Source organism: Pseudomonas sp. RA_105y_Pfl2_P56 (assembly GCF_963970845.1).
Taxonomy (GTDB): Bacteria; Pseudomonadota; Gammaproteobacteria; order Pseudomonadales; family Pseudomonadaceae; genus Aquipseudomonas; species Aquipseudomonas baetica_A.
This window is the reverse complement of sequence record NZ_CAXAPL010000023.1, coordinates 43,573-56,079: the sequence shown is the minus strand read 5'-3', so window position 1 is coordinate 56,079 and position 12,507 is coordinate 43,573. Positions and strand designations below refer to the sequence as shown.

The window sequence follows — 12,507 nt, the reverse complement described above, 5'->3', positions numbered from 1 at the left end:
CTTTTTCGTTTTCGCGATTTGAAATGCAGCCTGTTACCAAACGGGATGCTTACTGACGCACCAGTCGATGGTTCGGCAGTTGCACACTCTCAGTGCTGCGATACGGGTTGATATCCAGCCCACCGCGACGCACGTACCGCGCAAATACCGTCAATTTCTCCGGCTTCAGCAACCGCTGCAGATCGAGGAAGATCCGCTCCACGCATTGCTCATGGAAATCCGAGTGCTGGCGGAAGCTGACGATGTATTCCAGCAGACTGGCATGATCCAGCGCCGAGCCACGGTACTCCACCACCACACTGCCCCAGTCTGGCTGACTGGTCACCGGGCAGTTGGATTTGAGCAGATGACTGTGCACGCTCTCTTCGACCATCCGCGATTCATCACACCGCAACAACTCCGGCCGCGGATGCTCGTAGTTGCTGACGCTGATATCCAGATCGTCGATGCACACACCCGGCAGCGCGACGACGCCTTCGGTTTCTACGTCTTTGAGGCTGCGAACCCGCACGCCCACCGGTTTGCCGGCAGCAGCGGACAGATCTTTGGCCAGCGTTGCTTCAAGCGTGGCCACATCAGCGAACGGCGTCTGGTTCAGCGAGTTCAGGTACAGCTTGAACGACTTGGACTCGATGATGTTTGGCGAATCCGCCGGGATACTGAACTCGCCGATCGCGACCACAGGCTTGCCCGAGGGCAGCAGCCACGACAATTCGAAGCAATTCCAGAAATCCACACCTTTATAAGGCAGGGTATCGGCGGTCAGGCCCAGTTCGGCCCATTTCGCGGTGCGCGGAATCGGGAACAGCAACGACGGCGTGTAAGTGGCGATGTATTCGCTGGATTTACCCAGCGGCGAGTGTTCGGCTGCGGGATGCATGGCGGAAACCTGACTGAAGAATCAGCGGATTCTAACAGCCTTTGCTTGCGCCTTTGAGTGCTTACTGACTGACAGTCAGTTTGCCGACCATCCCCGCCTGATAATGGCCGGGGATATTGCAGGCAAATTCCAGGTTGGTGGCTTTACTGAAAGTCCAGGTCAACTCAGCGGTTTTGCCCGGCTCGACCAACACACTGTTCGGGTCATCATGCTTCATGCCATGGCTCATCGCACCGTGATCCATGCCCGCCATGTCGTGGGACATTTCTTTCATGCCGGCAGGCGTGAGCATGCCGCTTTGTTGCATCTGCAACATTTCCTGCTGGTGCTTGGCATGCATCGCCGCGTCGCCCAGGTTGAATTCGTGCAGCAACTGGCCTTTATTCACCAGCACAAAGCGAACGGTCTCACCGGCCTTGACCTGGATCGTCTTCGGGTCGAACGACAGGTCAGCCATCATCACTTCGATGCTGCGCGTGGCTTTGGCGGCAGGCGCGGGTTCGCCGAAGGCATAGGTGTGTGCCGACGCGGCCCACACTGGCGAGCTCAACGTCAACAGACACGCGGTCACCGCCAGGGATTTACGCAAAAACATGGTCGTACTCCAACAAGAGAGGGTTCAGCCTGTGGGAAACTTTAGCCGGCCTGCGCTGGCATCTACCTGACAGGCAGATTACAACTTTGTCAGGTTCGCGCTTACCGAGATGCCCCACGGTATAAAGCTTTCGTTCCTACACCCCGAATCAACCCGAGTCGCCCATGAAACTGTTGATCGTCGAAGACCAAGCAAAAACCGGCCAATACCTGCGCCAGGGCCTGACCGAGGCGGGGTTCAATACCCAACTGGTGGCCGACGGCAACAGCGGCCAGCAACTGGCCTTGAGCGGCGACTATGCGTTGCTGATCCTCGATGTCATGCTCCCGGGGCGCAACGGCTGGCAAATCCTGCAAGCGGTACGCAGTGCGGGTCTCGACACACCGGTGCTTTTTCTGACGGCCAAAGACGCCGTGGAAGACAGGGTTCACGGTCTCGAACTGGGTGCCGACGATTACCTGGTCAAGCCTTTCGCCTTTTCCGAGTTGCTGGCCAGAGTGCGCAGCCTGTTGCGTCGCGGCAGCGCCACCGCACAGGAGACCAGCCTGCAATTGGCGGATCTGCGCCTGGACCTGATCCGCCGCCGGGTCGAGCGTAGCGGCCAACGCATTGACCTGACTGCCAAGGAATTCGCCCTGTTGGAAATGCTCCTGCGCCGCCAGGGCGAAGTGCTGCCAAAATCGCTGATCGCCTCGCAGGTCTGGGACATGAATTTCGACAGCGACACCAATGTCATCGAAGTCGCGATTCGCCGCTTGCGCCTGAAGATCCACGACGAGTTCCCCAATAAACTGATCCACACCGTACGCGGCATGGGCTATGTGCTTGAAGAGCGCTCAGCCTGATGCGCCGGTTGTCTTTGAGCTCGCGACTGGCCTTGCTGTTTGCTGCTTGTACCGCCGTGGTATCGCTGTGTGCCGGGGTCCTGTTCAACCACGCCAGCGAGGCACACTTCGTCGAACTCGATCAGCAGTTGCTGGACGGCAAGCTCATCGGCCTGCGCCGCGCCCTGCAGGATGTTCAACCCGGCCAACGCGAAGCGCGCCTGACCGATGAACTGAGCCGTCAGGCTGATCTGTCGCTGCGCATCAATGGCAGTGACGGCCAACACTGGTACGACAGCTCGACACAGATCCCCAAGCAATTACCGTCACACCTGGGCCTGTCGACGATCCGCAATGATGGCACTGACTACCGCGTACTCAACGCCCCACTCTACCCGGACAACACCGATTCACCGCAACTGACCCTGTTGCTGGACATCACTCATCACCAGCACTTCCTGCAACGCATGCAGCATTTGATCTGGCTGACCGTCGGCCTCTCGGCGCTGGCCACTGCGCTACTGGGCGCCTGGGCCGCACGCAGCGGCTTGCGGCCACTGCGGCAGATGAGTGCGGTGGCCCGTGGGATATCGGCGCAATCGCTCAATGCCCGACTGCCGGAAGCGCAAATGCCGCCAGAGCTTGCGGAAATGGCCCACAGCTTCAACGCCATGCTCGCACGTCTCGACGACTCTTTTCAGCGCCTCTCGGCGTTTTCTGCCGACATTGCCCATGAACTGCGCACGCCGCTTTCCAACCTGCTGACCCACACCCAGGTCACCCTCACCCGCCCACGGCCGATCGAGGATTATCGCGAAGCGCTGCACAGCAACCTCGAAGAACTGCAATGGATGGCGCAACTGGTCAACGACATGCTGTACCTGGCCAAGGCTGACCACGGCTTGCTGATGCCCAAGCGTCAACCGTTGGAACTGGCGGAAGAAGCGGATGCGTTGTTGGAGTTTTTTGCGCCGCTGGCAGAAGACGCCGGGGTGCAATTGAGCCGCGAAGGGAATGCGCGAATCGAGGGTGACCGCAGCATGTTGCGCCGGGCGCTGTCGAATCTGCTGGATAACGCGCTGCGGTTTACGCCGGCCGAAGGCCATGTACGTCTGACCATACTGGATAAGACGAATGTTGTGCGGGTGTCCGTCGAGAACAGTGGTGAAGAGGTTTCGGCTGAGCTGTTGCCACGCTTGTTCGACCGGTTTTATCGGACGGATCCGGCGCGACAGGAAGGTAGCAGTGAACATGCGGGGCTGGGGCTGGCGATTACTCAATCGATTGTCCGGGCGCATGGTGGGCAGATTCATTGCGAATCGGATCAGGGCTGGACGCGGTTTGTGATTGAGTTGCCCAAGAAAGACTGAGATTCATCGTTCCGGCCCCTTCGCGAGCAAGCCCGCACACACTGGATCTGCGTCGTACACAAATCCTCTGTGGAGGCGGGCTTGCTGGCGAAAGCGATATAACAGCTTACGAATATCTCAGCGCATGAGCCGGCTCGATCTTCGCTGCCCGCCACGCCGGATACACCGTCGCCAGGAAACTCAGGATGAACCCGGCGGAACAGATCAACAGCACATCCCCCGCCTGCAATTGCGACGGCAGATTGCTGACGAAATACACATCGGAACTGAAGATGTGCTGCCCAGTCACCCGCTCGACCCAGCCGACCATCTCACTGACGTTCAGCGCCGCGATAACGCCCAGCACGCCACCCATCAGGGTGCCGACAATCCCGATCACCGTGCCCTGCACCATGAAGATTGCCATGATCTGCCGGGGCGTAGCGCCGATGGTACGCAGGATCGCGATGTCCGCGCCCTTGTCGTTCACCACCATGATCAGGGTTGCGATGATGTTGAACGCCGCCACCGCGACGATCATCAGCAACAGCAGACCGATCATGGTTTTTTCCATTTTCATGGCACTGAACAGACTGCCTTGAGTGTGGGTCCAGTCGTCAGCCTTGAAATCGGCGCCCAGACCGGCGGCGATGTCCGCAGAGACCTTCGGCGCCGCGTACAAGTCTTTGACCGCCAGACGCACGCTCTGCACCTGATTCGGCTGCCAATGCTGCATGGTCGCCGCATCGGCGACATGGATCAGCCCCATGGAACCGTCCAGTTCAGCGCCAACCTTGAACACGCCAACCACGTTCAGGCGCTGCATACGCGGAGTGATCCCCCCCGGTGCGGTGCTGACTTCCGGCACGATCAGGGTGATCTTGTCGCCGACATTCAAACGGAAACGGCGGGCGGTGATTTCGCCGATCACCACGCCAAACTCACCGGGTTTCAAGGCATCGAGGCGGCCCTGGACGATGTGCTGGGCAACAATCGACACCTTGCCTTCCTGAGCAGGATCGACGCCGCTGATCTGGATCGGCTGCATCAAGCCCTTGTAGGAGAGCATGCCTTCCATTTCCGTGAACGGCACGGCGGCGGTCACTTCAGGATTTTTCATCGCGGCGGCGGCTACGGGCTGCCAGTCGTCAATCGGCTTGACGCCAACGATGGTCGCGTGAGGCACCATACCGAGGATGCGCGAGCTCATTTCACGCTGGAAGCCGTTCATCACCGACAGCACAACAATCATCGCCAACACGCCGAGGGCGAGGCCGATCATCGAGGTCATCGAAATGAACGAAACAAAGCGATTGCGGCGCTTGGCTCGGGTATAGCGTGCGCCGATAAAGATCGATAACGGTCTGAACATTCGCTGGGGCACCGTATAAAAATAAAAGACCCGACGCCTTTCAGACGTCGGGTTTGGGCCCAATCAGATGGGCGTCAGGCAACCTTCCTGCAAATGCAGGACGCGATCCATCTGGCGAGCCAGGTTCATGTCGTGAGTCACCACCAGAAACGCCGTGCGCATCGAAGTGCTGAGCTCCAGCATCAAATCCTGAATGCCTTGGGCGGTATGGGAATCGAGGTTGCCGGTCGGCTCATCGAGCATCACCAGGCCGGGATTGTTGACCAGGGCGCGGGCGATGGCGACACGCTGACGTTCACCACCGGACAGTTCGGCCGGCTTGTGCTCAAGACGATGACCCAACCCTACCCGCTCCAGCAACGCCGTGGCGCGCTGACGTGCTTGCGGGATCGGCGTCTTGCCGATCAACAGCGGCATGCAGACGTTTTCCAGTGCGGTGAATTCCGGCAGCAGGTGGTGAAACTGGTATACGAAACCCAGCGCACGGTTACGCAGCAGGCCGCGCTTCTTCTCGCTCAGCGCCGAGAGTTCTTCGCCATCGAGCCAGACGCTGCCCTGGGTCGGCGTGTCGAGGCCGCCCAACAGGTTGAGCAAGGTACTTTTGCCCGAACCCGAGGTGCCGACGATTGCGACACGCTCGCCCGGGTGCAACTCCAGTTGCAGACCGGCCAGCACTTCTACCGACTCCGGACCTTCCTCGTAGGATTTGCCCAGGTTGCGGCAGCTCAAGATTGCTTGTTCACTCATGCCCGACTCACTCATAACGTAGCGCCTCCGCCGGCTGGGTGCGCGCGGCACGCCAGGCTGGATACAGGGTGGCGAGGAAACTCAGGACCAACGCAGCGGCGCAGACCATGACCACATCCTGGCTCTGCACCTGCGACGGAAGATAATCAATGAAATACACGTCAGCATTAAGGAATTTGTGGCCGATCAGGCCTTCAAGGGCCGAAATCGCAGCACTGACGTTAAGCGCGGCCAGGATTCCGACCACCGCGCCAATGGCGGTGCCGACCACGCCGATCACCGTGCCTTGCACCATGAACGTGCGCATGATGGTGCCCGGTGTCGCACCGAGAGTACGCAGAATGGCGATGTCGCCCTTCTTGTCGTTCACCACCATCACCAGCGTGGAAATGATGTTGAACGCCGCAACAGCGACGATCAGCAGCAACAGCAGCCCGATCATGGCCTTTTCCATACGGATCGCCTGATACAGATTGCCGTGGGTGCGCGTCCAGTCGCGAGCGTAGTAATGGTCTTCGCCAAGTTGCTGGGCGATGCTCCATGCCACGCGCGGCGCCTGGAACAGGTCGTCGAACTTCAGACGGATACCCTGCACCTGATCAGGTTTCCAGCGACGCATTTTCGCCAGATCCTGCAGGTTGGTGACGCCCAGAAAGCCGTCCAGTTCACCGGCGCCGACATGGAAAATGCCCACCACGGTGAAGCGCTTCATGCGCGGGAACATCCCGGCCGGGGTCACGCTGACCTCCGGCGCAACAAAGGTGACCTTGTCACCGAGGCCCACACCAAGCTTGGTGGCGGCCTTGTCGCCGATAACGATGCCAAAGCTGCCCGGCGTCAGGTCGTCGAGTTTGCCCTGCTTCATGAAGTTGTCGATGATCGACACGTTGCGCTCAAGCGCAGGGTCGATGGCATTGAGCAACACCTTGGAGACTTGACCGTTGTTGGTCAGCAGGCCCTGCATCTGGGTAAACGGCGCAACCGCCGCCACCTGCGGGTTCTGCTTGACCTGGGCGGCCAGGCTTTGCCAATCGTTGATCGGCTCGGTGGATTCGATGGTCGCGTGGGGCACCATGCCCAGCACGCGGGTGCGCATCTCATGATCGAAGCCGTTCATCACCGAGAGCACGACGATCATCACGACCACGCCAAGGGCGAGCCCGATCATCGAGGTCAGGGAAATGAATGACACAAAATGATTGCGACGCTTTGCACGGGTATAACGCGTGCCGATAAATACGAAGAGAGGTCTGAACATGTCGGGGCTTGTTCGGAGGGAAAAGGAACGTCCTTGTGGCGGGGGTCGATAACCAGCTTTACACTCAGACCACCGCCGCTACCATGGGTTCGCCATGTCGACATTAGATGAAGAAGATCGCCGCGAATACTACCGTATCGAGGACACGATCGCACTGGAAATTAGGCCTCTGTCTGCTCCCGAAGCCGCAGGCCAGGAAGTGTTGCAGGATGCTTCCCCACTCTTCAACCTGCTCAGCGAACTGCACCTGAGTGAATTCGAGTCGCAGCACCTGTTGCGCCAGATCAGCGAACGCGACAGGGCCATCGCTGCGTTCCTGAAATCGCAGAACAAGCGCATCGACCTGCTTAGCCAGGTGGTCGCCCTGACCGTGCTCGGCCACATCGGCGAGCCGCAACCGGTGATCATCTCCGAAGGCGGGATCGACTTCCAGTACCCGACGCCGATTGCGGTCGGTGCGCACCTGTCGGTGAAACTGGTGCTGATGCCTCAGGCGCTGGGCCTGCTACTGCGCGCCCGCGTCACCCATTGCGACCGCAAGGGTGACGGCTATGACGTCGGCACCGAGTTCGAACACCTGACCGATGCCCAGCGGCAGTTGCTCGCCCGCTATATCTTGCAGAAGCAGGCTCAGGAACGACGTCTGGCCCGCGAACAGAACGAATCTGGCATTTAAATTAAGGAAGCACCGTGACCCTCATCTACGGCCACCGCGGCGCCAAGGGCGAAGCACCGGAAAACACCCTGACCAGCTTTCAGGAATGTCTCAAGCACGGCGTACGCCGTTGCGAACTGGATCTGCACCTGTCCAAGGACGGCGAGTTGATGGTCATCCATGACCCGACGCTCAAGCGCACCACCGAGCGGCGCGGCAAAGTGGTCGAACACACTGCCGCCGAACTGGTGACCTACGACGCGCGCAAGGGCGGCCCGGGCTGGATCAAGCCGTGCCCGATTCCGACGCTGGAAGAGTTGTTCGAGAAGTGCGATTTCGAACACTGGCAACTGGAAGTCAAAAGCGCTTCACGCACCCGTGCTGCGACCACGGTACTGGCGATTCGAGAAATGGCTCAACGCCACGGCTTGCTGGACAAGATCACGATTACTTCGAGTTCGCGAGAAGTATTGAAAGCGGCGCTGGATCTGGTGCCGGACGTGTCGCGCGGCCTAGTAGCCGAATACGCCTGGCTCGATCCGTTGAAGGTCGCCCAGAATTATGGCTGTGAGATTCTGGCGCTGAACTGGACGCTGTGTACGCCGGAACGCCTGCAAAAGGCGCAGCGTCAGGGGCTGCATGTGTCGGTATGGACCGTCAACGAGCCTGCGCTGATGCGCAGACTCGCCGACTTCGGCGTTGACAGCCTGATTACAGACTTTCCCGGTTTGGCCACTGCCACCCTCGAGAATTGCTGAAATCGGTCTCCCCGGCCGGCTCAGGCCACCGGCCGGAGCCCGTCAAAAAAGCCGGTTGAGGCCATCGTACGCCGCTACCCGATAGGCTTCGGCCATGGTCGGGTAGTTGAACGTCGTGTTGACGAAGTACTTCAGGGTATTCAACTCGCCCGGCTGGCTCATGATCGCCTGACCGATGTGCACGATCTCCGACGCCTGATAACCAAAGCAGTGAACGCCCAGCACTTGCAGGGTTTCACGGTGGAACAGGATTTTCAGCATGCCTTGCGGCTCGCCGGCAATCTGCGCTCGCGCCATGCTCTTGAAGAACGCTTTGCCGACTTCGTACGGCACTTTGGCCTGGGTCAGTTCCTGCTCGTTCTTGCCGATCGAACTGATCTCCGGAATCGTGTAGATACCGGTCGGCACGTCATTTACAAAGCGCCAGCTACCATTATCAACGATGCTGCCGGCCGCCGAACGACCCTGGTCGTGGGCGGCACTGGCCAGGCTCGGCCAGCCGATCACGTCACCCGCACCGTAAATGTTCGGCACGCAGGTGTGATATGCCTCGTCGACTTCGATCTGACCACGGCTATTGACCTTCACGCCGATGTTTTCCAGACCCAACTGATCGGTGTTGCCGGTACGGCCGTTGCACCAGAGCAAGGCGTCGGCCTTGATCTTCTTGCCGGACTTGAGGTGCAGGATCACGCCGTTATCGACGCCTTCCACACGCTCGTAGTCTTCGTTGTGACGCACGGTGATGTTGTTGTTGCTGAAGTGGTAGCTCAACGCCTGGGAGATTTCCGAGTCGAGGAAGCTCAGCAATTGACCGCGGTTATCCACCAGCTCAACCAGTACCCCCAGACCACTGAAGATCGAAGCGTATTCGCAACCAATCACGCCCGCGCCGTAGACGATCAGTTTGCGCGGTGTGTGGCCGAGGCTGAGGATGGTGTCGCTATCGTAGATACGCGGGTGGTGGAAATCGATGTCGGCCGGGCGATAAGGACGCGAGCCGGTGGCGATGATGATGTGCTTGGCCACCAGTTTCTCGACCACACCGTTGGCGCAGACCACTTCGATGGTTTGCTCGTCGGCGAAGCTGCCAGTACCAAAGAACACGTCGACGCGGTTACGGGCGTAGTAGCCGGTACGCGAGGCGACTTGTTTGGCAATGACTTTTTCGGCGCTTTTCAACACATCCGGGAAGGAGAACCAGCGCGGCTCACCGATCGCCCGGAACATCGGGTTGGTGTTGAACTGCATGATCTGCCGCACCGAGTGACGCAGTGCCTTGGACGGGATGGTGCCGAGGTGGGTGCAGTTGCCGCCGACCTGACGACGGCTGTCGACCATCGCGACCTTGCGCCCTGCTTTGGCGGCGTTCATTGCCGCGCCTTCTCCCGCTGGGCCAGAACCCAGTACCACCACGTCGTAGTTGTAGACAGCCATGCGTACTCCTCAGAACAGGCCGAGGTGCCAGCAGCACCTGCGGCTAAATCACGCCGAATGGCGGCGCGAAGGAACAATTGGGGGCCAGTAATGAACCCGGACACAGTCTATAGAAGCGTCACCGCCGCGCACATTAACCCTTGGTCGCGTCGTAGGCTACTTTTGCCTGCACTACAACGCCAGCTTTCGTACTGTCCTCAGTCAGTTTTTGTGCCACTGAGCCGCTCGAAAGCCTGAGTGGTGCGTATGACGAAACCTGTATCGGCACGCATTACAAAGAATGCAGCAATGTCATGTTTTTCGGCATAGTCCCACGCCCTTTCAGGACCGAGAATCAGCAACAGTGTCGATAGTCCATCGGCCATCAACGCTGAAGGATGAATCACCGTGACTGACGCGAGGTCATGTAGGACCGGCGCACCGCTACGAGCATCGAAGGTGTGGGAATAGCGCCTGCCATCGTGCAGAAAATAGTTGCGGTAGTCGCCGGAGGTGGAAACGCCGTAGCCATTGACGTTGATGATGCGCTCGGCGACTTGTTGATCATCGCGAGGCTCTTCCAGTGCGATGCGCCATGGCGAGCCGTCGAGTTTTTTGCCCTTCGCCTTCAGCTCGCCCGTGGCCTCGGCGAGGTAATCGTGGATGCCCATGGCATCCAGTCTGGCAGCGATCGTGTCGACGGCGTAACCGGCAGCGATGCTGTTGAAGTCGACTTCAACAGCGGCGTCCTTGCACAACTGATCGCCCTCAATGCGCAGATGCTGATAGCCGACCCGCTGCATCACTTCAGCCAATGCAGCGGTGTCGGGGATTTTTTCTTCGCGACCTTGCGGGCCGAAACCCCAGAGATTCATCAGCGGTTCGACGGTGAGGTCGTAGGTGCCTTCACTTTGCTCTGCCAGTTGTTCGCCGACCCGAACCAATTCGAGCACCGACGCGGGCACGGCTCGGCAACTGTCAGCGGGCAACGCGTTGAAACGCTCGATGTCCGAGTCGCTACGGTAAGTGGACAGTTGTTGATCAACTTCGCTGAGGATGCCTTCCACTTCGCTGCGAACTATCGCCGGTTCGGCAAGACCGGCGTGGCGCACATACTTGACCGACCACGTGCTGCCCATGGCCGGGCCGCCGAAGCTTTCCATGGAATCGCCGTTGCCGCAGCCGGACAAAATGCCAGCCAGCACCACGAGCCACCCCCAGCGTCCAATTAACAATTCTTCATCTCCCTGCAAAACCGCGCCAGCCATTATGGGCTACAGACCCCGCTAGCTCCCAAACGAACGCAACGACTTCATAAAAATTCAATAGTGAGTACCTGCACATGTCCTCTACAACGGGCAAAGGCAAAGCGATTTTTCGCGTTGTCAGTGGCAACTTCCTCGAAATGTTCGACTTTATGGTCTATGGCTTCTACGCCACGGCCATCGCCAAGACTTTCTTCCCGAACGACAGCGCCTTCGCCTCCCTGATGCTTTCGCTCGCCACCTTTGGCGCCGGCTTCCTGATGCGGCCACTGGGCGCGATCTTTCTGGGCGCTTACATCGACCGCCATGGTCGTCGCAAAGGCCTGATCATTACCCTGGCGATGATGGCCGCCGGCACCGTGCTGATTGCCTGCGTACCGGGATACGCAACGCTCGGCGTCGCCGCACCGTTACTGGTGTTGTTCGGACGCCTGCTGCAGGGCTTCTCGGCGGGTGTAGAACTGGGCGGTGTCTCGGTTTATCTGGCGGAAATTTCCACCCCGGGGCGCAAGGGCTTTTTCGTTAGTTGGCAATCCGCCAGCCAACAAGCGGCCGTGGTATTTGCCGGCCTGCTTGGCGTCGGCCTCAACCACTGGCTGAGTCCGGAGCAAATGGGCGAATGGGGCTGGCGCGTGCCGTTCCTGATCGGCTGCATGATCGTTCCGATAATCTTCGTCATTCGCCGCTCGCTGGAGGAGACCCCGGAATTCCAGGCGCGCAAACATCGCCCGACCTTGCGGGAAATCGTCCGCTCGATCAGTCAGAACTTTGGCATCGTCCTCGCCGGCATGGCGCTGGTGGTGATGACCACGGTTTCGTTCTACCTCATCACCGCCTACACCCCGACCTTCGGCAAAGCTGAACTGCATCTGTCGGATCTGGATGCATTGCTGGTGACGGTGTGCATCGGCCTGTCGAACTTCTTCTGGCTGCCGGTGATGGGCTCTGTATCCGACAAGATCGGCCGCAAGCCCCTATTGCTGGCGGCGACAATTCTGGCGATTCTGACGGCTTATCCGGCGCTGTCGTGGCTGGTGGCGAACCCGAGTTTCAGCCATCTGCTGATCGTCGAGTTGTGGCTGTCGTTCCTGTACGGCTCGTACAACGGCGCGATGGTGGTGGCACTGACCGAGATCATGCCGGTAGAGGTTCGTACGACCGGGTTCTCGTTGGCCTACAGCCTGGCGACGGCTACCTTCGGCGGCTTCACTCCAGCGGCGTGTACATACCTGATCCATATATTGGGCAACAAGGCTGCGCCGGGGATCTGGCTCAGCGGTGCGGCGGTACTGGGGTTGATTGCGACGCTGGTGCTGTTTCGTGGCAATAAGCATGAACTGCGCACGGCGCAAGCCTCGGTAGTCGGCGGCGCCTGACAGGACACCTTC

12 protein-coding genes are annotated in these 12,507 nt (G+C 59.5%); 5 read left to right on the top strand and 7 right to left on the bottom strand.

From position 1 onward, the window contains the following. Positions 1 to 49 precede the first annotated feature (49 nt). Positions 50 to 880 (bottom strand): NADPH-dependent 7-cyano-7-deazaguanine reductase QueF, encoded by an 831-nt coding sequence (queF, locus tag AACY11_RS16845; RefSeq protein ID WP_339433368.1) that lies wholly within the window; start codon positions 878 to 880, stop codon positions 50 to 52. Positions 881 to 941: 61 nt separating this feature from the next. Then, positions 942 to 1,475, bottom strand: a complete 534-nt coding sequence (copI, locus tag AACY11_RS16840; RefSeq protein WP_339495353.1) for a copper-resistant cuproprotein CopI — start codon at positions 1,473 to 1,475, stop codon at positions 942 to 944. Between the two features lie 164 nt (positions 1,476 to 1,639). Here copI and AACY11_RS16835 point away from each other — a divergent pair, with 164 nt between their 5' ends. Beyond that, positions 1,640 to 2,320 (top strand): heavy metal response regulator transcription factor, encoded by a 681-nt coding sequence (locus AACY11_RS16835; RefSeq protein WP_339495351.1) that lies wholly within the window; start codon positions 1,640 to 1,642, stop codon positions 2,318 to 2,320. Continuing rightward, complete coding sequence (locus AACY11_RS16830; protein ID WP_339433371.1) at positions 2,320 to 3,669, top strand: heavy metal sensor histidine kinase; 1,350 nt, start codon at positions 2,320 to 2,322, stop codon at positions 3,667 to 3,669. Before AACY11_RS16835 ends, AACY11_RS16830 begins: the two co-directional genes overlap by 1 nt. Before the next feature lie 106 nt (positions 3,670 to 3,775). Here the strand turns inward: AACY11_RS16830 and AACY11_RS16825 are convergent, their stop codons facing one another. From AACY11_RS16825 to AACY11_RS16815, 3 genes are all read right to left on the bottom strand, one after another. Next, positions 3,776 to 5,020: a lipoprotein-releasing ABC transporter permease subunit gene (locus AACY11_RS16825; RefSeq protein WP_339433372.1), complete on the bottom strand. Its 1,245-nt coding sequence runs from the start codon at positions 5,018 to 5,020 to the stop codon at positions 3,776 to 3,778. A 63-nt stretch (positions 5,021 to 5,083) separates the two neighbouring features. After that, positions 5,084 to 5,782, bottom strand: coding sequence for a lipoprotein-releasing ABC transporter ATP-binding protein LolD (gene lolD / locus AACY11_RS16820; RefSeq protein ID WP_401160251.1), 699 nt, complete (start codon positions 5,780 to 5,782; stop codon positions 5,084 to 5,086). Then, a complete protein-coding gene (locus AACY11_RS16815; RefSeq protein ID WP_339495349.1) occupies positions 5,775 to 7,025 on the bottom strand; it encodes a lipoprotein-releasing ABC transporter permease subunit in 1,251 nt (416 codons plus the stop codon). The genes lolD and AACY11_RS16815 overlap by 8 nt, the downstream gene beginning before the upstream one ends. A 94-nt stretch (positions 7,026 to 7,119) precedes the next feature. Here AACY11_RS16815 and AACY11_RS16810 point away from each other — a divergent pair, with 94 nt between their 5' ends. Further along, positions 7,120 to 7,701 carry a PilZ domain-containing protein gene (locus AACY11_RS16810; RefSeq protein ID WP_339433375.1) on the top strand — a complete coding sequence of 194 codons (582 nt, stop codon included), beginning with the start codon at positions 7,120 to 7,122 and terminating at the stop codon, positions 7,699 to 7,701. A 14-nt stretch (positions 7,702 to 7,715) separates the two neighbouring features. Then, positions 7,716 to 8,438 (top strand): glycerophosphodiester phosphodiesterase, encoded by a 723-nt coding sequence (locus tag AACY11_RS16805; RefSeq protein WP_339495347.1) that lies wholly within the window; start codon positions 7,716 to 7,718, stop codon positions 8,436 to 8,438. Positions 8,439 to 8,480: 42 nt separating this feature from the next. Here the strand turns inward: AACY11_RS16805 and sthA are convergent, their stop codons facing one another. Then, positions 8,481 to 9,875, bottom strand: coding sequence for a Si-specific NAD(P)(+) transhydrogenase (gene sthA / locus AACY11_RS16800; protein ID WP_339433377.1), 1,395 nt, complete (start codon positions 9,873 to 9,875; stop codon positions 8,481 to 8,483). A gap of 197 nt (positions 9,876 to 10,072) precedes the next feature. Continuing rightward, positions 10,073 to 11,122, bottom strand: coding sequence for an FAD:protein FMN transferase (locus AACY11_RS16795; RefSeq protein WP_339495345.1), 1,050 nt, complete (start codon positions 11,120 to 11,122; stop codon positions 10,073 to 10,075). A 74-nt stretch (positions 11,123 to 11,196) separates the two neighbouring features. On the opposite strand from AACY11_RS16795, the gene AACY11_RS16790 reads away from it, so the two are divergent. Then, positions 11,197 to 12,495, top strand: a complete 1,299-nt coding sequence (locus AACY11_RS16790) for an MFS transporter (protein ID WP_339433379.1) — start codon at positions 11,197 to 11,199, stop codon at positions 12,493 to 12,495. Positions 12,496 to 12,507 lie beyond the last annotated feature (12 nt).